The following is an 18,831-nucleotide window of genomic DNA, read 5'->3' on the forward strand; positions in this document are numbered from 1 at the left end:
TTGATCCAGCTGCCGTTTGTCGGAGCGCTGGCGTACCTGGTCACCAAGCTGGTGCCGGGCAAAGGGGACGAAATCGAGTACAAAGCCAAGCACCTCGACCCAATCTTTATTCAGCAGTCCCCGGCGATCGCGCTCGACCAGGCGAAGCTCGAAACCCTGCGGATGGCGGAATACGCTGAAAAAGGTTTGAAGCAAAGTGAGTCCTATCTAGAAACCAAGAACAAAAAAGACGCGGAAAACATCGTCCGGTACGAAGAAGCCGTAAACAATCTGGACAAAAACATTACGGATTATTTAACCCGCATTTCTTCTAGATCTCTTTCATCCGAAAGCTCACGTCAGCATTCGGTTCTGATGGATACTACGAGAGACATTGAACGTGTGAGTGATCATGTAGAAAATCTGATGGAGCTCGTGGATTATCAGGTCACTAATAAGGTAACCCTCTCCACTGAAGCATACAAGGACTTGAATCAGATGTACGAATTAACCATGAGCACATTTTCTCAATCAATTGAAGCACTCGGGCAGGATAACCACGAAATTGCCAGTCAGGTACTGCAGCAGGAAGAAGAGATTGACCGGCTTGAACGGCAGCTGCGCAAAAAGCACATTCTGCGCCTTAATGAAGGCCAGTGCTCCGGTTCCGCCGGCATTGTATTTGTGGACTTCCTAAGCAACCTCGAACGGATCGGTGATCATGCTGTAAATATTGCTGAAACCGTGCTCGATGATGATCACAAAATGAAAGAAAGCAATTAATAAGCAGGCAGCGCCCTTACAGTTTGGGCGCTGCTTTTTTCGCGCAAATAACCACTTTCAATAAACCCCTTTCTTTCTTCGTGAAGTGTACTACCTTTATTCCCTTGCATATTTACCATTTTTAAACAGGTGAACCATATATCATCTATTTACCTATTGTAAAAGCTATAAAAATCCAACATACTGAATTTAGTGATAACTATTAGAAAGAGGGGCTTGAAATGAAAAAGAAAAATAGTACAGATTGTCCAAAAGTATTGGCCGAGCTGGATGAAAAACAAGCGCGTCTCGATAAGTATCGGAAAGAAATCAGGGAAGGCAACAATAAAGATGTGAAAGACCTTGATGATTTAAACAAAACTCTTCAAAATAAAAAAAGTTGAACGAAATTTTATATACCACTGTAAATTCAGCGTCTTAAATATAGAAGCGTTTAATTGATACAGCTTTCGATTAAAAAGAGCAGGTCTGCTTCTTCTGGGCAGGACCTGCTCTTTTTGGTATTATTATTTTTATATGCTCTGTCTGCACTCTGTTTCATCCCTGTGATTTTTTATTAAAACCTTTCACAGCAGTAACATTCACCTTTCCTTTAAAAGGAGCGATCAAAGCTATGTGGCATTTTATCAAGTTGTATTTTGGCCTTGCAGTCGGGCTCGCGGTCTTTTTTGCTCTTGTGCTGTTAGCTGCCGGTGCCTACGGATAAACCCCCCTTTTAAAATTTCCCCGCCCAGGCTACGTAGAAAAGCCTTTTAGATGTCTCCCACAGAGCTCTAAAAGGCTTTTTTCTAATGATTGTTCGCTTAAGCATTAGTCCTGCTTATGCAGCTCCATCTCAATATTAATTTTCACATCTTCGCCAACAAGCACCCCGCCTGTTTCAAGCGTAGCGTTCCATGTTAAACCGAATTCTTTCCGGTTAATGGTTGTCTGGCCGCTGAAGCCGGCTACTATGTTTCCGCTCATCGGATCTTTACTTTGGCCTTCAAACGTAACATCGACCGTAACTTCTTTGGTTGTGCCTTTAATCGTAAGATCTCCGGTCACGTCATATTCACTTTCTCCCGTTTTTTTAATTTCCTTGCCGACAAACGTCATGTTGGGATAGTTTTCAGCATCAAAGAAGTCTGCCGACCGTAAATGACCATCACGGTTTTCATCACTGGTATTAATACTCGCTACATCGATTACCACTTCGATTTCTGCGTCTGTTAAGTCTTCCACGTCCACCTTTAACGTAGCGTCAAATTTGTCAAACGTGCCTTTCGCTTTTGAGATCATCATGTGCTTTACTGAAAATCCAATTTCACTGTGTACAGGGTCCACGGACCAGACTGTTTTTGCCATAAGTAACTCCTCCTAAAAATTCATTCAATTAAATCCATGAAGCTACAACTAGTATAAAGGTATCAAGTCTTTAAATCTAGTATCCTGCTTTGAAAATAATAAATATTCCGTCATTTTCAAATGATTTTTCTTTATCTATCAAGACTATTTTTGTCTTTTATTCTCATTATGTTTTACACTAATTGTGAAGTCAGTCGTATATTTCATCTCAGATATAATGGCACTTCGCAAGCCTTTTTCGTATGAAACACCCTATATTAATATCGAGAGGAGACTTTACGATGAAATTTTCTGTATCAGCCCTTTTTCTTGCCTCATTTGTTTTTCTGACCGGTTGCGGCGGCAGTGACGGAGGAAATGGATCCGAAAGCACCAGTGAAAACGCCGAGGCTCAAACAATGGAGGTCACCGCTACTGACTTTGAATTCGACCAGGAGGAATACACCGTTAACGCCGGAGAACCTGTAAACGTCAGCTTAACGAGCCAGGAGGGCGGACACGGTCTTGCTATTGACAACTTTGATGTAGACATTCAGGGGGAAGGAGAAGCAACGTTCACCCCGGAAGAACCCGGAGAGTATAACATTTACTGCAGCGTTCCATGCGGTGAGGGACATGCAGATATGACCGCCACCCTAATTGTTCAGTAAGCCGGAGCTTACCGGCCTATTTTTACTTTTTCTGCAAAAAAAGCCGCCGTGCCTAAATATAGGCACGGCGGCTTTAATTTTAACCATATTTATTCTTTAATTGGAAGCGGCGCTTCAGGGGAAACCAGCTTCTCTTTACGCAGTTCCTGCCAGAAAGCTGCAGGAATATCGGCGTTTAATGCTTCGAGATTGTCCTGAATACGCTGCGGACGACTTGCTCCTGGTATAACAGCCGCCACTGCCGGATGAGCGGCTGAAAACTGCAGGGACGCTGCAATCAGGCTCACATTGTGACGTTCAGCAATGGATTTCATCTGCTCGACACGGGAAGCAATTTCCGGCGGGATATCCGAGTATTCGTACGTGGAACCGCCGGCGAGCACGCCTGATCCGTAAGGTGCTCCGACCACAATGCTAACATCCTGCGCCTCCGCTTCCGGCATCAAGCGCTGAAGCGCACGTTCGTGGTTAAGCAGCGTATAACGGGTAGCCTGCAGGCTGATATCCGGATTGGAATCTTCAAGGTCGAGAGCGAGCTCAATCGGCTCCGTCCGGTTTACTCCAATCCCCCAGGATTGAATAACGCCCTCTTCCCGTAGTTTGGTCAGCTCACGGAATGCGCCTGTTCTTGCCTCTTCAAATTTAGCGAGCCATTCGTCTCCCTGAAAATCCGGAGAAATGTCATGCACATACACAAAATCAATCCGGTCCATCTGCAGGCGCTCAAGGCTCTGCTCAATCGACCGGCGTGTGCCTTCCGCAGTATAATCATCAATTACTTTATTTTGGCGGCCATTGGCAAACAATCCTTCTTTTTCTTCCGTTTCTTCAGAAATATAGCGGCCGACTTTCGTACTTAATACAAAATCGTCGCGGTTATGCCTGGCCAGCGCTTTGCCTAAGCGCAGCTCCGCAAGCCCTGCTCCGTAAAAAGGTGCAGTGTCAAAATAACGGATGCCGTGTTCCCATGCTGTTTCAATTGTTTTTAAAGCTTCCTCTTCTGGAATATCACGGTACATATTCCCAAGCGGCGCGGTGCCGAAGCCGAGTTTTCCTTCCTGCTTCAAATTAATCATAAATTTTGTCCTCCTCTATAAAGGTATATTCATTATTTGCAATTAAGTGGCCGCTCCAACGTATCTCACCTGTAACGACCCAGGTTCCTGCCAACGATCACTCTATTTTAGTTACCTTTCACAGTAAGATTTAAACATCGATGCCCAGATAGATATTATACGTATCCCGATATCAGATTTTCATCCAAAATTTCTCATGAAACACTTGAATACATAGTTCTTCAGCCGATATTATTATTAAAACGACATCATTTGGAGGTCATCTATGAAGAACGGTTGCGACGTTTGCATGCCCGGCCATCAGGGCTATACGTTTATTTTTGAAAACGACCAGTCTCCTGCCCTGCTCACCCCTTACTTTAGTGAATACGGCGAAAACCAATGGCAGGAAGTAAATAATCGTATGGTATGGATGGATGAAACCATTGCTTTTGATTTGCTGGATTACCTGGAAGTTCATTATAATCCCGAAGAAATTTTTATTTTTCCGGCAAAAAAGAATAATCCTTTGGAAGATGAAGCGAACAAACAGCCGCTTCGCTCCCTCCACGCTTACAAAGAAGCAGGCTGGATCGATGATATTATCGATCAGGAACAGATACAGTCACATTATCAGCCTATCGTCCGGCCAGATAACGGAAGCTATACTATTGTTGGGCACGAGCTGCTTTCCCGCGGAAAAGCATCAGACGGAAGCATGATTGCCCCATTCTTTTTGCTCGAGGCGGCGCGCATCCGCCACCGGCTGTTTGCGCTTGACCGCGCCTGCCGGATCGTTTCTGTCAAAAATGCAGCCATCATTAAAGACAAGCTCATTTTTATCAATTTTATTCCGACCGCTATTTATGTGCCTGAACACTGTTTATCGACCACTATTTCCCTCATCAATGAAATGGGCATTGCACCGGAAAACGTAGTATTTGAAGTTGTGGAAAGCGATGAAGTGCAGGATATTGATCACCTGAAAAGTATACTCAATTATTACCGGCATCACGGTTTCAAATATGCTTTAGACGACGTAGGCACCGGGGCCAATGACCTCAAAAAGCTATCTTACCTTGAGCCGGATATTGTTAAACTGGCCAGAGAATATTCCGACGGCGTAAGCCGGGACCCCGAAAAACAAAAAATCGCAGCGTCGCTGCTGCAGGTAGCTGCCTATACCGACTCTCAGCCACTTGCTGAAGGAGTCGAACATAAAGAAGATGCCGATTACTTAGCCGACATGGGCTACGAGCTGTTTCAGGGATATTATTTCGCTAAGCCGCAGGAGCAGCCTCTGGATTCCCTTTCTCACACCGTTAATACAAACCATTGATCTTACAAAGCATGTGCCCCGCACGTGCTTTTTTCTGTTTCTGGCACTAATGAGTCTTTAGATGCGGAAACCACCAACACATTTTCGCTGCTGTTTTAATTCTTTAGACACAGGGAAGAGCATTGGGCGAGTCATTTTATAAAATAAACCCTCACATGGAAGGAGTGCTTTTCTCATGAAAAGACTGGAAGGGTATACGTCTATAATTACTGGTGGAGCAGGAGGCATCGGCAAAGCTACTGCTAAGAAATTTCTTCAGGAGGGCGCCAATGTGATGCTCGTTGATATGAATCAGGAGGCGTTGGACAGCGTTAAAGCTGAACTCGATGAGTATGGCCCGGTAGAAACAACGACGGCCGATGTTACTAATGAAGATGATGTGAAAAATTATGTAGATCAGACAGTGAATCAGTTTGGCACGGTAGATGTCTTTTTTAACAACGCAGGCATCGAAGGCAAAGTAGCTCCTATTCCGGAACAGACCGCAGAAGATTTTATGAAGGTAATGAACGTTAACGTCCTGGGAAGCTTTCTCGGATTAAAATACGTTATGCCCGTCATGGCGAAACAAAACAGCGGCAGCATTATTAACACCTCTTCGGTTGCCGGTTTAATGGGGACGCCGGGCGTCAGTCCTTATACTACCTCTAAACACGGTGTGGTTGGGCTGACTAAAACGGCGGCTCTTGAAGTGGCAGATTCCAATGTGCGCGTAAACTCCATCCACCCGTCGCCGGTAAACACCAGAATGATGCGTTCGCTTGAAAAAGGATTTAATCCGGACGATGCCGAGTCCGCCCGTACCGAGCAGGAGCAGGCTATTCCAATGAACCGCTACGGAGAGTCTGAAGACATCGCAAACCTTGCTTTATTCCTTGCCTCTGACGAATCAAGCTTTATCAGTGGTTCCCAGTATCGTATTGATGGCGGTATGGCCGCCCAGTAAAAAAACCTTTCTCTATACAAATGGACCCTCCGGCTTCAGTGCCAGGGGGTCTTTTCATATTAATACCATTTGGATAGCTTATGACCAGGCTTAAATTATACATCAATAAAGCGGCTGCCCTTTTCTGTCACCACCGGATCCACATATTCCACTTTTTCTTCCTCGTCTGTTACTTTTTCTGCTTCTAGCATCGCTTCTTTGATCAAATAATCAAAATGCGCTTCTTCATTGGGGTCATCCGGGGAAATTGTCCCCTGTTCTTTAGCGGCAATGCGGGCAATCAGCAGCAGCTCTTTCAGTAAATCGTTATCCATACAGACCCTCCTCCTTTATCTCCGTGTTGGATGAACAGAAATTCTCCGTGCGTCTGTCTTAACTCTGATGTTCTTTTTGTTCGATGTTTAATTGATGCACCGTGCGCACCAGGTCATTTTTTTGATCGTTAGCTTCGTCCGGGAAAAAGACCCCGTACATGCAGCCGCCGTTTTGTTTTTCCTTTCGTTTTATATGACCGTGAAGGACAAAATTTTTATGAAGAGAGCGAAAGGAAAAAGTCAAAAGCACCCGGTCTGTGACCGGCAAATTCAAACGGGAAAAGAAACGCATGCCCCCGCCGGATAGATCATGGATCGTCATGTCACCTGCCGCGCTGTTCACGATAGTATTGTCCATCCGGTAAATGAAAAAGGTTCCGTGGAGTGGATGATCTTCGAAATAGTAGCGTAGGTTTTTTCTTGATTCCGGCATACCCTTCTCCTTTATCTTTGCGTGAAATAAGTGCGGTATTAATAGTATATAGGCTCTGTCTTTCGATTTCAAAAATGTTTTTAGTGCAGTATGCCGGGCCGTTCACCTTCCATTCAGTCCTGCTCTTCTTTGAAATAAAGATTGACTTTATCTATGCTCCGGAATATGATTAATATAGAATAAAAGGGGAGTAGCTTTCCTGCATCTGCATCGTCATGACGGGCTTTAACGCCCCGGTGCTGATGGTAGTTACCAGACTATAAGCGAGACCTTTTCTTCTCCGCAGCAATTTCGGGGGAGGGAAAGGTTTTTTTGATGCCTTTTCCTTCGAATCAATCAGGGAAAAGGCTTTTTCCATGCCTTTTCTCATAAGGGGAGAAAAGAAATGGATATAGGTTTATTGATGGAATACAGCTGGGTTTTGGTTATTCTGGTCCTGCTTGAGGGTGTACTGGCAGCTGATAACGCGATGGTTTTGGCGGTAATGGTTAAGGATCTGCCTGAAAAACAGCGTAAAAAAGCTCTTTTTTACGGGTTGTTTGGCGCTTTTCTTTTCCGGTTTGGATCGCTGTTTATCATCAGTTTTCTGGCGGGGGTATGGCAGGTGCAGGCTATCGGTGCGGCCTACCTTCTTTATATCGCTATTAATCATATTATTAGGCATATGGTCCGCCACCGCCAGCAGCAAAACGTGACTGCTGACGCACAGGAAACTAAATCGCCCGGCTTCTGGAAGACTGTTTTTAAAGTAGAGCTCGCAGATATTGCGTTTGCCGTCGATTCGATTCTTGCAGGAGTTGCTCTCGCTATTACTCTTCCAGCCTCCGGTCTTCCGGCAATTGGCGGTCTTGACGGCGGAATCTTCGCGGTGATTTTATTCGGCGGATTAATTGGAGTCGTCATTATGCGTTTTGCCGCCGGTAAATTTGTTACCCTGCTTGAAAAACGTCCAGGCCTTGAAATAACCGCCTTCGTTATCGTAGGGTGGGTCGGTGTCAAACTCGCAGTTTACGCTTTGAGTCACCCTTCCCTGCACATTATTCCGGAAGCATTCTCTCATTCACCGCTGTGGAAGGCTTCCTTTTATATTGTCCTCGTTGTGATCGCGGTCAGCGGTTGGTTTTTATCCAGTCCGAAATCAGCAGATGAAACGGTGAAAGAACGTTAAACATTAATGAAGTACAGCTTCACACACAACCTCAGGCCCCTTTAAGCAGATGAAAGCTTAAAGGGCTTTTTTTAATAGCCCTCTTCCATTTCTGAAGTTTAGTTATATAGACTGAAGGTAAAAAGACAGATAGAATGGAACTTTTAATTTTACGGCTGACGAGAGCCGAAGGAGCCTGTTTATGCCATATTTCACTTCAAAAAACACATCACTCTATTATGAACAGCGGGGCCAGGGGCCCGTGCTTGTGTTTATTTCCCCTCCCGGTCTCGGCTGCGCGGCTTTTGAGCAGCAGCACCCGCTGGAAGACCAGTTTCGGGTTGTTACCTTTGATCCACGGGGAAACGGCAGAAGCGAACGCAGTGAAGCCGCTGACGGCACCATCAGACAGTGGACGGAGGATATTTACGCCCTTATATCTCATCTTGGGGCTGACCAGGTTATTCTTTGCGGCTATTCCTTTGGCGGCCTGCCAGCTCAGGAATTTGCTTACAAATATCCCGAAAAGACGAAAGCGCTCGTATTAATCAGCAGCTTTCCCAAAGTACGAACGTTTCTGTTGGCCGGAAAATTCCGCCTTGGCATTTGGAGCACGTATGAAAACCTGCTCGGTACACTTGGCAAAGGCCTTGCCTTTTCTCATACCAAAAAGCAGGACCAGCAGGCACGCATCGAAAAAAATATTGAGAACAGCGATCCCGGCATTATGGAGCAAATGTACTTGAATGGCAGGCATTATGACAGCACCGGCTTTCTCCCTCATATTACCTGCCCCGTGCTTACGATATTTGGCAGCAACGATGTGTTTGTAAAAAAGCATCAGCATGATTTTAAATCCCGGCTCCCTCACATGCAAAATGTGCATATTCAGGGAAAGGTACACCAGCTTCCTACCAGAGCTGCCGGCGAAGTGAATGCCATCATCAGAAATTTTGTTAACAACAATGTCTATGCAAAAACTCAAAAGGATGTTTATTGAAAAAGCATAAAGGATATATGTTTATAGTTCATTCTTACTTTGAATATTGAGCACGGCGGTAATGGTTGGATAATAAGCTAACCCATGAGCCAGCAGAAGAAAGCTTTTTCTTTGCTGACTCTTTTTTTAATTTCCTGAACCATTGCTTCCATATTTTAAACAAAAAGGAGTAGATATAATGAGTAACACATCATCCAGAAAAACACTGCCGATTATTGCCCTATCAGCCGCTGCTATCGGGGGAGGCGTCTACTGGTATACGAAAGGCTCAGGAAGTACCAGCAACAATGATAGCAGCAGCGAAGGCATTAAGGATAAAGTAAACAAAGCGAACCAGGAAGTCGACACAGAGGAACTGAAAAGCCGCTTTCAGCGCACAGTGGAGCTTGCTAAGCAAGTAACGACCCAGCTGCAGGAGATTTACAATGATTACGGCAAAGACATCATTGAACAAATCCAGCAGGTGAAAAAAGACTCTGAAGGCGTCGTATCTACAGCTAAAGAAGCTGGCGATGAGCTGAAGGATGTAGCTGACACAGCTAAAGAAGCCGAGCAGGAGCTCGAAGGAGTCAAGGATCAGGCAAAACAGGGCGCAGAGCAGGTTTCTTCTTCTGATTCTTCCTCTAATAATTCCAGCGCCTCTTCTTCTGAAACTAGTGGCAGCCAAAATATCCAGGAGTCTCCGGAAGAAGAAATTAAGCGCAAAGACAACCAGGCCGATATTGAGCCGCAGGAAGAAGGAAAAAACCAGCGTGACCCAAATAGCAATAGCTAAGCTTTTCTCCGCGGAGAAAGCAAAAGATTTTCTAAAACGAGTTAAACCACCGGGTACGGCCCTGGTGGTTTTTTTATGCCCCGCTCATATATCAGTTTTTTCCGCATACTTTCCGTCGTCTACATGCGTAACACCAAATGGCTCTTTTCCGTGGCCGTTATAGTATACATCCAGATCATGAAATATACGGTGAATCGTTTCTGCCGTTTGCTCTTCTTCTAAATCAGATTGCTCTTTCTGCTGAAAGCGTTCATTCCAGCCGGCAGCATTGCGAAGATCCCTCGCTAAATCCCGATTGTCTGTCTGCGCAGCCAGTGACTTCAGCTTTTCTATTTTTTCTTCAGGCTCCTGAATGTTTTCTGCATCCACCATTTTTTCACCACCGTAGCCCGTCAGGTCATTCCATCGGTCATGCCGGGCAGCAATATAATTTTTCATTTCCCCTTCCCGCTGTACTTTCTTTTCTGCTTTTGTCAGCTGGTGCTCCTTGTCTGCCTCTTTTTCCGAGTTATTTTCTTCCTCCTGCTCTGCTCCGGCTGTCTGTTTTTCCATTTCTTCAAGCCATGGATACACTACATAAATGCTGAGCACTGCGGTGAAAATGAAGATCCCGGCTGCCAGCAGCGTGACACGTCTTTTCATAAAATTCCCCCTGCTGTATCTGTACATAAACAGAATAAAACCGCCGGATATAATAACATCCCGCGGTTCCAGTATTATGTATTCATATTTATTTTATCATACATAAAATACCATTTTAAGGATTCGTTTTTCACCCAAGAAAAAACAGGCAGAGTTTCTGCCTGAAGACTTTTGGGACTACTCCCCGGCCTGCTTAGCATTCTTTAGGAGGATAGTCTTTTTAAAATACTCCATTTATCCCGTTTGGAAACGTAGGCCCGCTCCTTAAACACCTGGTAGTTGTTTTTCCGTACTGATTCCAAAATGGCCTGATACATATAAGCAGCGCCTTTGACGGGATACCTTGCATCCTTTGGATACTGTTCAACAGATTCAAGTGCCTCTGTATACAGCTCTTCTGCCCGTGCGGCAGTATCCTCCCACGCCCGGACAAATGAGGAATCAAGGCGGTGCTGGTGAAGATCCCTGGTGGTATAGCCATGCTTTTCGAGTATTTCAACCGGAAAATATATGCGCCCCCGCTCCAGGTCTTCACCTACATCGCGAAGGATATTGGTCAGCTGCATCGCCTTTCCAAGGGCGATAGCGCCCGGCTTCAGATGTTCAAAACGCTCGGGGGAAAGGATCGGCAGAAGCATCAGCCCTACAGTGCCTGCTACATAATAGGAATACCCTTCAACTTCTTCCAATGTGTAATAAAAAATTTTTTCCAAATCCATATACTGGCCCTGAATCATATCTATAAAAGGCTGTACTTCCATATCGAATCGTTCGAAAGTATCCCTCAGGGCAATCCATTGCAGGGACGGCTGATAGAATGGATCGCGGAGAAACTGATGAAACATCGTTTCAAATTCCTTTAATTCCTGCTCCGGATTTTCCCCTTCATCCACAATATCATCGACGGCCCGGCAAAAAGCATAAACGGCCCAGACGCCCTGTCTTTTTTCAAGCGGCAGAATATCAAATGCCTTCGAAAAAGTTTTACTGTGCATTGCAATAATACGATGACATTCTTCGTATGCTTCTTCTAACGTTGATTTCATACTTCTCATCCCCTCTCCCGCGTTTCAGAAGCCAAGCGATGGCTGGTCCCCTGCCGAGTGTATATCAGAACATATCCTGCTTTCTCCCTGTCCCGAGATGCTCCGCTAACAGTTTTGCTCCCTGCATGACAATTGGGACACCGCCACCGGGGTGCGTAGAAGCACCCACAGCGTATACGTTGCTGTAGGAGAACGGCTTAAGCTGCGGCCGGAATGCACCTGACTGGGCAAAGCTCGGAGCTATGCCAAAGCTGCCTCCTTCATACAACCCGTATCTGCCGGCGTCCTGAGGCGTCCGGACCTGCATCCACTGAATCGAAGAACGTAGGTGCGGGAATCCTTTTTTCTCGACCGTCTCTAAAACAGACTGAATAAACTCTTCCTGCACCTCCCAGTCGATGTTATCTCCTGATGGTACGGGAACGAGCAGATACAGTACACTCTTACCTTCCGGGGCGAGGGCAGAGTCTATTAAAGACGGGTGGAATGCATAAATACTTGGCTCTTCTGGTAATTCCTTAGTTTCAAAAACCTGCTTCATTTGGTGGTCAAAATTGCTGCCCATAAAAAACTGGTGAATAGATGCCTTTGTATATATTTTGTCTAATCCTAAGTAAATTAGCAAGCATCCTGATGAAGAAGTATATTTTTTTTGTGATTTATTTTCCACCAGCTGTTCTGCTGCCGGCAGCTCGCAGTTGCAGATGAGCCGTTCTGCCGGCTCTACCCGCTTATCCGTTTTCAGAGCAGTAAAAGTCTTTCCCTTCGCCTGAATGCTTAATGCTGTTTCTTCAAACCGAAAGATCACTCCGCGACGATCCAGCTCTTCTTTAATTTTTTCAATCAGCATCGCATAGCCTCCGTGGATATACCAGATGCCGTGATACTGCTCGCTGAAGGAGACCAGGGAGTAAATACCGGGAGTGGCGGCAGGGTTGCCGCCAATGTAGAGCGTCTGCAGGGAATAGGCGTCCCGGAGCCGGGGATCGGTAAAGTAATCGGCCACCTGGGTTCTAACCGACTGATAAGCTTTCATCTGCCACAGGGAACGAATATTGGCCGCCGTGAAAAACTCGCGTTTGCGCATAAATGACCGGGATAAAAAATCCTTTTCCCCCTGGAGAAAATTTCTCTTCATATCGTGCATAAACCTTTCAAAATTCTCTTCTTCCCCCGGAAAAGTCCGGGCCAGCTCTTCTTTCTGTTTTTCAGGATCACTCCATTTGTAAAATTCCGTGCCATCGGCGAAAACCATCCGGTACAAAGGGTCAATCCGCTCCATTTCAAGCACTTCCGGGTCCATCCCTGCTTCAGCAAGTATCCCCTTAATAGTTTCGGGCAAAAGAACGATGGTCGGTCCTTCATCGACTTTAAACCCGTCCTGCTTCACCCATTTGATTCTTCCGCCTGCTTCTTTATCTTTTTCCACTATTGTTACTTCTTCGCCTGCCTGAGTTCTGTAGAGAGCTGTCACAAGACCGCCGATACCGCTTCCCACGATAATATTTTTCATTGCGCCCGCTCCCTGGAATATTTGGCCGTCAGTGCCTGAGCAGTAATCCTGCCGGATACGATAATCGTCGGCAGACCGCTTCCGGGATGCGTACCTCCACCCACCAGCCAGCAGCTTCCAACATCCTCGAACTTGTTATGAGGACGGAAATACATCATTTGATTTAATCGGTGGGATAAATTGAATACAGCCCCTTCGTATACGTTACTGTCGAGCTGCCAGTCTGTAGGCGTATAAATTTTTTCCACCTCAATGTGGTCCCGGAGTCCCTTAAACGGCGAACGGCTCTCCACCTGATCAAGCACCAGGTCCCGGAAGCTGTCTTTGTTATTCTCCCAGTCGATGCCGCTCTGGTTGTTCGGAACCGGGGCAAGCATATAAATTGGCGATTTTCCGGCAGGCGCCAGCGTGTCGTCGGTAACAGCCGGATTATGAATATAGATTGACGGATCGTCCGAAACAATTTTTTCATGAATCATTTCTTCCACATTTTTTTTATAATCATTAGAAAAGACGATAGAATGGTGGGCCGCGTCCGGATAAGTAGTGTCAACACCGGCATAAAGCATAAACGCGGAGCAGGAATAGTCTTTTTTAGCCACTTTTTCTTTTTTCCACTTCTTCAAAGGCTCATCGAACAATTCGGTAGCTGCATAGGCGAAATCCGCATTCACCACCACCTCGTCTGCTCCAAACACTTCTCCGTTTTCAAGCTCTACACCCACCGCCTGCTGTTTTTTCGTACGGATTTTTTTAACTGGCGTGTTCAGGTAAAGATGGCCGCCGTCTTCTTCAAATGCTTTAGCCATTGCTTTTGGTATCTGGTTCAATCCTCCAGTAGGATGAACAATACCGTATTCATGCTCCATATAGGAAAGAATGCTGAAGGCCCCCGGGCAGTCCCACGGTGACATTCCTAAATATTTGGACTGAAAGGTAAAAGAAAGCTTCAGCCGCTCATCGGAAAAATACTGGCTCAACACGTCATACACAGACTTGCCGAGCGCCAGGTGCGGCAGGGCTTTAAGCGTTCGGGGCTTCATATAGTCAAGCAGCGACCCGTGCTCATGCTCAAGTACCGGCAGAAGCGCATCCCACCGTTTACCCAGATCATGCATAAAACGGTCATATCCCTTTTCATCGCCCGGAAAGGAAGCAGCGATCCTTCGCTTCATTTCCTGCTTATCGGAAGTCGGCCGGAAGCTTGAATCTTCGAAAAATAATTCATACATCGGATCCAGGTAGTTCCACGAAATATAGTGAGCCAGATCCTTTCCGGTTGCCGAAAAAATTTCCTCAACAATATGAGGCATACTTAAAAATGTCGGACCCTTATCAAAGCGGTAGCCGTCAACGTCCACGTGGGACGTGCGTCCGCCTGGCTTATCATCCTTTTCGAACACACTTACCTGAAAACCCTGACTCTGCAGCAGCATGGCAGCGGTAAGTCCTCCGGGGCCCGCTCCAATCACCGCAATTCGTGTCTCTCTCACTCCAAAAAGCCCCTCTCTGTCAAAACCTTATATGCATGTCCAAAGTTTTATTCCCGTTTTTTTGCATTCTCAACCTGCCCAAAAGCCCGGGAAAATAGACATTGTAAAAGCATAAAAAAAGACCTTTCAGAAAGAAAGGCCCCGTTCAACTGCTTCTGCTGTATAATGCAAGCACCCGATCCACCTGCGCCCCGTACATTTCCCCGAACACGTTTAAATGGACGAGCAAATAATATAACTGATAGAGAGGCATCCGTTCTTCAAATTCAGCTTCCACCGGCTGGATGGTTTCATATGCTTCATACGTCCGTTCAGAAAATCCTCCAAACAGCCGTGTAAAGGCAAGATCAAATTCGTAGTCTCCATACCAGCAGGCGGGGTCAATCAAATATGGACGCCCTTCTTCTCCTGTGAGCCAATTGCCGGCCCAAAGATCTCCGTGCAGCTTAACCGGCTGCCGGTCGTCGGGTATCCATTCTTCGAGATGGTCCAGAATATAGCGCAGGCGGCGGGACCGTTCGTCAGTCAATTTGCCCAGGGATCTGGCGATTTCCATCTGCGGCCGCAGGCGGTGATCCCTTACAAAACGCACCCAGCTTGTTTCCCAGGAATTCTCCTGCGGCAGCTCCCCGATAAAGTTATCCTCCTCAAGGCCGAAATAATATCCGGAGGATTGATGAAGATTGGCCAGGTCGATGCCCAGCCACTCGTCCGTGCGGCTGTCCCCTCTTCCCTGAATAATATCCATAATAATAAATTTCTTCGACCAGTGTAGTACATCAGGCACATGCACCGCTTCCGATTCACGCAGAAATTCGAGCCCGCGTTTTTCCTGGCGGAAAAAATCATACGGCGCCTCTTCATTCCATTTCAAAAAATAGGAGCGCTTGTTTGTATCCACCCGGTAGGCAGAGCTGATGCTTCCCCCGGAGAGGCCTGCTATATTGGTTACTTCTGCCTGCGGATCCACGTATCGTATCGCTTTTTGAATATGCTCCATTATACATTCTCCTGCTCTCTGATCCATTGTAATAAATGAAAGGTACTCGTATTAACCAGTTCAAACACGTGGTCGAAATTATTATCGAAATAAGGGTCAGGGACGTCTTCACTCCGACGCTCAGGGTGAAAGTCCAACAGTTTCCATACCCTGCCGTCTTTAGTGGAAACGTGAAAGTCCTGAAGCATCTCAAGGTTCTGTTCATCCATAGCTACAATATAGTCGGCTTCTTCTCCGGACTGCACGACCCGGGCGGTTCCCGGACCGGCATGAATACCATGCTGTTCGAGCACACCAATCGTTCCTTTATGCGGAGGCGAGCCTGCATGCCAATCACCGAGACCGGCTGAATCCACGCTGATTTTATTTTCCACTCCTGCTTCCTGCAGGTGCTTTTGCAAAAGCGCTTCTGCCATTGGCGAACGGCAGATGTTTCCTAAACAGATGAATAAAACCTTTATACTCATAGATGCCCTCCTTTATCCGTAGAGATGTATAATCATGCCTTTTATTTCCCCGGTCATATCGAGAAGGGAGAGGGGCTCCTGTTCCTGCTGCAGCATCTGGTCTGTCATTTCCACTAATTTTTTATCAATCTTTTCAATCAGCTGATGGGTTTTGAGCCGTCCGTCGCTGCCAAACGACCTTTCTTCATGCAGGTTCAATCCGTAGTCCTTGAGCTCTGTAATAATTTCTCTTACAAGGCGTTTATATTCTTTTAACTCTGGAATGGTCTGGTGCTCCATCAAACGCCTGCCCTGCTGATCGAGCTGTTCGAGCATGATACCCATCTGCCGGTTGAAAGTTTTGGACTGTTCGGTCTGCATCATTTCCGAAAACGGATTCTTTTCGGCTTTTCTCTCCTTTACACTGGGGAGCGGTGATTTAATATTTCCCTGAAGACGATGAATATCCACGCGTATACTGTCCTCCTTTACGCGTCTTCTGCCGGTCCAGTTACAATGGCCGCCATAAACGCTGGTACTTTCACAAATTCTTTTATAAGCAGCCGTTCTTCCGTAGTGTGGATATTTTCATACCCGACGCCCAGATTGATGGTAGGTATGCCGTAGCCGGAAATCACGTTGGCATCGCTGCCGCCTCCGCTCTGTACAGTTCTCGGCTCCACATCGAGCCGGTTTGCGGCCTGCACAGCACGCTGCACCACATCATCTGATTCAGCCAGCACGTATCCTTCATACATTGGCTGTATGTCAATAGATGCCTCGGCGCCCATTTCTTCTGCTGCTTCTTCGAAAGCCCCGCGCATCGCAGCTATCTGTCTGCTCAGCTTATCCGGTTTAAAGGAGCGTGCTTCAGCAGAAATCACGACTTCATCACATACGACATTTGTCTGCGTGCCTCCGGCAAAGCTTCCGATGTTGGCTGTTGTTTCTTCATCAATTCGTCCAAGCGGCATCTTAGTCACTGCTTTAGAAGCAACACTGATGGCTGAAATGCCTTTTTCCGGCTCCACACCTGCGTGCGCTTTCTTTCCGTAAATAGTCGCGTGCATTTTCGTTTGGTACGGCGCTGACGTGACGAGCGTGCCAACCGGTCCGTCACTATCAAGCGCATAACCCATATCGGCGTGCACAAGCCCGGTATCAAGATGCTTTGCGCCCACAAGGCCGGACTCTTCCCCGACTGTGATGATAAACTGAACATCACCATAAGGCTCATCTTCTTCCTGAAGTACTTTTATCATTTCAAGCATCGCCGCAATCCCTGCTTTGTCATCAGCTCCGAGAATGGTTTCCCCGCTTGAAACGATATATTCATCCTGCACTTCGGGTTCAATACCTTTCCCCGGTTCGACTGTATCCATGTGAGAGGTGAAATAAATTGCCGGCTTTGTGCTGTCTGTACCTTTTAACGTACAGACCAGGTTTCCTGCTCCGTGTCCTGTCAGGGCTTTGGCATTATCTTCTTTTGTCTCGAGGCCAAGCTGTTGGAATTTGCGTTTGATGACATCTGCGATTTTGGCTTCATGCTTCGTTTCCGAGTCTATCTGCACCAGTTCGATAAATTCCTGTATTAAACGTTCCTGATTTGCCATCACTATTATAACTCCTTTGCGGGTTGCTTAGGTTTATTATATATTTTTTTGCCTGCTGTGTTATAATTTGAGCATCAGTTTTTATTGAAAGCGGGGGTTAGAATGCAGAAAGTCATTATTTACATTATGATCTTTGCGCTTGTCGGCAGCAGCCTGTTAATGGGCGGAGCGGTGATGTTTTAAATAAACGTCAATCCTTGTATGTATCGGATAAAGCAGAACTTGCGGGTTTTCATACCTACTTGTTCTGCTTTTTATTTGTTTCTGCGTGCCATCTGTCTGTTTAATCGTTTGCCCGATATTGTATGCGTACGCTTCGGATCGGGCTTAAACATTTTTTTAATGAGCAGGTATTCTTCAATTTCATACAAAATATAAAACAGAGAGGAACGTATTTCGAATTCATGCCTTGTTTTAGGCAGCTCCATCTGCTGAATTTCATACTTCATTTCGTCAAGACGGTATAAAAAATAGCCGGCAGTATTACCCGGGGAAACAGCGTCGCTTAATTCATCCATATAATCAGCCATTTTATGGCCCTGAGGCACTGACTGATCAATCGAAGAAATAAACGGCAGGATACTCTCGAGTACCGAGAACTGTTTTTCCCTCATACGGAAATAGTGATAAAAGTAGTCGTCATCCCGGAGGAAGTGGTTGTCTATATCTCTCAGGGCTTTTCCTTTAGCTTCATCAATAATCTTCGCTGCATCCGAAAATTCTGCCCCGTCCCAGATATTATCTCCAAAACGAAGGTAGTTTGCGTATTCCTCCCAAATTTTGCGAAAAGCGTCTTCAAGGCTTAATTGGTCCTGGGCCAGACTTTTTTCACTGCTCGGCATATAAAGGTTCATAATTAAAGCTACCCCAATGCCGATAAAAATAATCGCGAGCTCGTTCATCCAGATACCTGCGCTTACCTGTTCTTCTGTATAAAGGTGCAGGACGATAACACTGCTTGTGACGATACCCCGGGCAGCGTTTGCTGCTACGCTGAGTGGAATACTGATGAGAAAGAGTGCAGCGATGGCCACCGGATTATAGCCTATCAGTTCAAAGAATACACTAGCGACCCCAAGCCCAATCACACAGGAAACGAGTCGTTCAATGCTGACAGTCAGAGAGCCCCTTTTAGTCGTTGTAATACAAAGAATGGTAATGACACCTGCTGATATGTAATAATCCAGCTGCAGCAGCTGGGCAATGTATACGGATATAGCCGTGCCTACTGCTGTTTTCAGCGTCCGATATCCAATTCGGAATCTCCCCATCTAAAAAACCTCTCAGTTTATTCATTCGTTCTTATATTA

At 46.1% G+C, this 18,831-nt stretch carries 22 protein-coding genes; 9 read left to right on the forward strand and 13 right to left on the reverse strand.

The window, feature by feature from the left end; all coding sequences use genetic code 11:
• Together ACTRXF_RS14175 and ACTRXF_RS14180 are read left to right on the forward strand one after the other, a co-directional pair.
• A partial coding sequence (locus ACTRXF_RS14175; RefSeq protein ID WP_474279571.1) for a Na/Pi cotransporter family protein occupies window positions 1-762 on the forward strand: 762 nt, incomplete at its 5' end.
• Between the two features lie 221 nt (window positions 763-983).
• The gene (locus ACTRXF_RS14180) at window positions 984-1,145 is read left to right on the forward strand and encodes a hypothetical protein (protein WP_474279573.1); all 162 of its coding nucleotides are present in this window, start codon (window positions 984-986) and stop codon (window positions 1,143-1,145) included.
• Window positions 1,146-1,572: 427 nt separating this feature from the next.
• Here the strand turns inward: ACTRXF_RS14180 and ACTRXF_RS14185 are convergent, their stop codons facing one another.
• A complete protein-coding gene (locus ACTRXF_RS14185; RefSeq protein ID WP_474279575.1) occupies window positions 1,573-2,109 on the reverse strand; it encodes a YceI family protein in 537 nt (178 codons plus the stop codon).
• 281 nt (window positions 2,110-2,390) lie between these two features.
• Between ACTRXF_RS14185 and ACTRXF_RS14190 the strand changes: the two genes are divergently transcribed.
• Window positions 2,391-2,759 (forward strand): cupredoxin domain-containing protein, encoded by a 369-nt coding sequence (locus tag ACTRXF_RS14190; RefSeq protein ID WP_474279577.1) that lies wholly within the window; start codon window positions 2,391-2,393, stop codon window positions 2,757-2,759.
• 89 nt (window positions 2,760-2,848) lie between these two features.
• Here ACTRXF_RS14190 and ACTRXF_RS14195 read toward each other — a convergent pair whose 3' ends face one another.
• Entirely contained in the window at window positions 2,849-3,835 is a 987-nt protein-coding gene (locus ACTRXF_RS14195; RefSeq protein WP_474279579.1) for an aldo/keto reductase, read from the reverse strand.
• Between the two features lie 265 nt (window positions 3,836-4,100).
• Here ACTRXF_RS14195 and ACTRXF_RS14200 point away from each other — a divergent pair, with 265 nt between their 5' ends.
• Both ACTRXF_RS14200 and ACTRXF_RS14205 read left to right on the forward strand, forming a co-directional pair.
• A complete protein-coding gene (locus ACTRXF_RS14200; RefSeq protein ID WP_474279581.1) occupies window positions 4,101-5,153 on the forward strand; it encodes an EAL domain-containing protein in 1,053 nt (350 codons plus the stop codon).
• A 175-nt stretch (window positions 5,154-5,328) separates the two neighbouring features.
• Entirely contained in the window at window positions 5,329-6,099 is a 771-nt protein-coding gene (locus ACTRXF_RS14205; protein ID WP_474279583.1) for an SDR family NAD(P)-dependent oxidoreductase, read from the forward strand.
• A gap of 95 nt (window positions 6,100-6,194) precedes the next feature.
• On the opposite strand, the gene ACTRXF_RS14210 is transcribed toward ACTRXF_RS14205, so the two are convergent.
• Together ACTRXF_RS14210 and ACTRXF_RS14215 are read right to left on the reverse strand one after the other, a co-directional pair.
• Window positions 6,195-6,413, reverse strand: a complete 219-nt coding sequence (locus tag ACTRXF_RS14210) for a hypothetical protein (protein WP_474261865.1) — start codon at window positions 6,411-6,413, stop codon at window positions 6,195-6,197.
• A 58-nt stretch (window positions 6,414-6,471) separates the two neighbouring features.
• Window positions 6,472-6,846, reverse strand: a complete 375-nt coding sequence (locus tag ACTRXF_RS14215; RefSeq protein WP_474279585.1) for a PilZ domain-containing protein — start codon at window positions 6,844-6,846, stop codon at window positions 6,472-6,474.
• Between the two features lie 385 nt (window positions 6,847-7,231).
• Here ACTRXF_RS14215 and ACTRXF_RS14220 point away from each other — a divergent pair, with 385 nt between their 5' ends.
• The 3 genes from ACTRXF_RS14220 (at window position 7,232) to ACTRXF_RS14230 (ending at window position 9,768) form a co-directional block, all read left to right on the forward strand.
• Window positions 7,232-8,014, forward strand: a complete 783-nt coding sequence (locus ACTRXF_RS14220) for a TerC family protein (RefSeq protein ID WP_474279587.1) — start codon at window positions 7,232-7,234, stop codon at window positions 8,012-8,014.
• A gap of 181 nt (window positions 8,015-8,195) precedes the next feature.
• Window positions 8,196-8,993 (forward strand): alpha/beta fold hydrolase, encoded by a 798-nt coding sequence (locus ACTRXF_RS14225; protein ID WP_474279589.1) that lies wholly within the window; start codon window positions 8,196-8,198, stop codon window positions 8,991-8,993.
• A 178-nt stretch (window positions 8,994-9,171) separates the two neighbouring features.
• Window positions 9,172-9,768 carry a hypothetical protein gene (locus tag ACTRXF_RS14230; RefSeq protein WP_474279591.1) on the forward strand — a complete coding sequence of 199 codons (597 nt, stop codon included), beginning with the start codon at window positions 9,172-9,174 and terminating at the stop codon, window positions 9,766-9,768.
• A gap of 84 nt (window positions 9,769-9,852) precedes the next feature.
• On the opposite strand, the gene ACTRXF_RS14235 is transcribed toward ACTRXF_RS14230, so the two are convergent.
• The 8 genes from ACTRXF_RS14235 to ACTRXF_RS14270 all read right to left on the reverse strand — a co-directional run bounded on the left by ACTRXF_RS14235 (window position 9,853) and on the right by ACTRXF_RS14270 (window position 17,521).
• Window positions 9,853-10,410, reverse strand: a complete 558-nt coding sequence (locus ACTRXF_RS14235; RefSeq protein ID WP_474279593.1) for a hypothetical protein — start codon at window positions 10,408-10,410, stop codon at window positions 9,853-9,855.
• 203 nt (window positions 10,411-10,613) lie between these two features.
• Window positions 10,614-11,456 carry a phytoene/squalene synthase family protein gene (locus tag ACTRXF_RS14240; RefSeq protein ID WP_474261859.1) on the reverse strand — a complete coding sequence of 281 codons (843 nt, stop codon included), beginning with the start codon at window positions 11,454-11,456 and terminating at the stop codon, window positions 10,614-10,616.
• 64 nt (window positions 11,457-11,520) lie between these two features.
• The gene (locus ACTRXF_RS14245) at window positions 11,521-12,969 is read right to left on the reverse strand and encodes a phytoene desaturase family protein (protein ID WP_474279595.1); all 1,449 of its coding nucleotides are present in this window, start codon (window positions 12,967-12,969) and stop codon (window positions 11,521-11,523) included.
• The gene (locus tag ACTRXF_RS14250; protein ID WP_474261857.1) at window positions 12,966-14,462 is read right to left on the reverse strand and encodes a phytoene desaturase family protein; all 1,497 of its coding nucleotides are present in this window, start codon (window positions 14,460-14,462) and stop codon (window positions 12,966-12,968) included. Before ACTRXF_RS14250 ends, ACTRXF_RS14245 begins: the two co-directional genes overlap by 4 nt.
• Window positions 14,463-14,607: 145 nt before the next feature.
• Complete coding sequence (locus ACTRXF_RS14255) at window positions 14,608-15,462, reverse strand: fructosamine kinase family protein (RefSeq protein ID WP_474261856.1); 855 nt, start codon at window positions 15,460-15,462, stop codon at window positions 14,608-14,610.
• Window positions 15,462-15,929 carry a low molecular weight protein-tyrosine-phosphatase gene (locus ACTRXF_RS14260; RefSeq protein WP_474279597.1) on the reverse strand — a complete coding sequence of 156 codons (468 nt, stop codon included), beginning with the start codon at window positions 15,927-15,929 and terminating at the stop codon, window positions 15,462-15,464. Before ACTRXF_RS14260 ends, ACTRXF_RS14255 begins: the two co-directional genes overlap by 1 nt.
• Before the next feature lie 12 nt (window positions 15,930-15,941).
• Window positions 15,942-16,379 (reverse strand): YaaR family protein, encoded by a 438-nt coding sequence (locus tag ACTRXF_RS14265; RefSeq protein ID WP_474279599.1) that lies wholly within the window; start codon window positions 16,377-16,379, stop codon window positions 15,942-15,944.
• 17 nt (window positions 16,380-16,396) lie between these two features.
• Window positions 16,397-17,521, reverse strand: a complete 1,125-nt coding sequence (locus ACTRXF_RS14270) for a M20/M25/M40 family metallo-hydrolase (RefSeq protein WP_474279609.1) — start codon at window positions 17,519-17,521, stop codon at window positions 16,397-16,399.
• Between the two features lie 102 nt (window positions 17,522-17,623).
• On the opposite strand from ACTRXF_RS14270, the gene prli42 reads away from it, so the two are divergent.
• Window positions 17,624-17,704 (forward strand): stressosome-associated protein Prli42, encoded by an 81-nt coding sequence (gene prli42 / locus ACTRXF_RS14275; protein WP_156847924.1) that lies wholly within the window; start codon window positions 17,624-17,626, stop codon window positions 17,702-17,704.
• 71 nt (window positions 17,705-17,775) lie between these two features.
• Here prli42 and ACTRXF_RS14280 read toward each other — a convergent pair whose 3' ends face one another.
• Window positions 17,776-18,792, reverse strand: coding sequence for an aromatic acid exporter family protein (locus ACTRXF_RS14280; protein ID WP_462867683.1), 1,017 nt, complete (start codon window positions 18,790-18,792; stop codon window positions 17,776-17,778).
• Window positions 18,793-18,831 lie beyond the last annotated feature (39 nt).

Source organism: Marinococcus sp. LNHM3E3-2.2 (assembly GCF_056034385.1).

Bases quoted from the DNA above. Each gene is read 5' to 3' on its own strand.
- ACTRXF_RS14215 (WP_474279585.1), bottom strand. From the start codon at position 6,846: ATGCCGGAATCAAGAAAAAACCTACGCTACTATTTCGAAGATCATCCA.
- ACTRXF_RS14240 (WP_474261859.1), bottom strand. From the start codon at position 11,456: ATGAAATCAACGTTAGAAGAAGCATACGAAGAATGTCATCGTATTATT.
- ACTRXF_RS14235 (WP_474279593.1), bottom strand. From the start codon at position 10,410: ATGAAAAGACGTGTCACGCTGCTGGCAGCCGGGATCTTCATTTTCACC.
- ACTRXF_RS14260 (WP_474279597.1), bottom strand. From the start codon at position 15,929: ATGAGTATAAAGGTTTTATTCATCTGTTTAGGAAACATCTGCCGTTCG.
- ACTRXF_RS14180 (WP_474279573.1), top strand. From the start codon at position 984: ATGAAAAAGAAAAATAGTACAGATTGTCCAAAAGTATTGGCCGAGCTG.
- ACTRXF_RS14195 (WP_474279579.1), bottom strand. From the start codon at position 3,835: ATGATTAATTTGAAGCAGGAAGGAAAACTCGGCTTCGGCACCGCGCCG.
- prli42 (WP_156847924.1), top strand. From the start codon at position 17,624: ATGCAGAAAGTCATTATTTACATTATGATCTTTGCGCTTGTCGGCAGC.
- ACTRXF_RS14190 (WP_474279577.1), top strand. From the start codon at position 2,391: ATGAAATTTTCTGTATCAGCCCTTTTTCTTGCCTCATTTGTTTTTCTG.
- ACTRXF_RS14270 (WP_474279609.1), bottom strand. From the start codon at position 17,521: ATGGCAAATCAGGAACGTTTAATACAGGAATTTATCGAACTGGTGCAG.
- ACTRXF_RS14220 (WP_474279587.1), top strand. From the start codon at position 7,232: ATGGATATAGGTTTATTGATGGAATACAGCTGGGTTTTGGTTATTCTG.
- ACTRXF_RS14185 (WP_474279575.1), bottom strand. From the start codon at position 2,109: ATGGCAAAAACAGTCTGGTCCGTGGACCCTGTACACAGTGAAATTGGA.
- ACTRXF_RS14255 (WP_474261856.1), bottom strand. From the start codon at position 15,462: ATGGAGCATATTCAAAAAGCGATACGATACGTGGATCCGCAGGCAGAA.
- ACTRXF_RS14230 (WP_474279591.1), top strand. From the start codon at position 9,172: ATGAGTAACACATCATCCAGAAAAACACTGCCGATTATTGCCCTATCA.
- ACTRXF_RS14245 (WP_474279595.1), bottom strand. From the start codon at position 12,969: ATGAAAAATATTATCGTGGGAAGCGGTATCGGCGGTCTTGTGACAGCT.
- ACTRXF_RS14280 (WP_462867683.1), bottom strand. From the start codon at position 18,792: ATGGGGAGATTCCGAATTGGATATCGGACGCTGAAAACAGCAGTAGGC.
- ACTRXF_RS14225 (WP_474279589.1), top strand. From the start codon at position 8,196: ATGCCATATTTCACTTCAAAAAACACATCACTCTATTATGAACAGCGG.
- ACTRXF_RS14200 (WP_474279581.1), top strand. From the start codon at position 4,101: ATGAAGAACGGTTGCGACGTTTGCATGCCCGGCCATCAGGGCTATACG.
- ACTRXF_RS14205 (WP_474279583.1), top strand. From the start codon at position 5,329: ATGAAAAGACTGGAAGGGTATACGTCTATAATTACTGGTGGAGCAGGA.
- ACTRXF_RS14210 (WP_474261865.1), bottom strand. From the start codon at position 6,413: ATGGATAACGATTTACTGAAAGAGCTGCTGCTGATTGCCCGCATTGCC.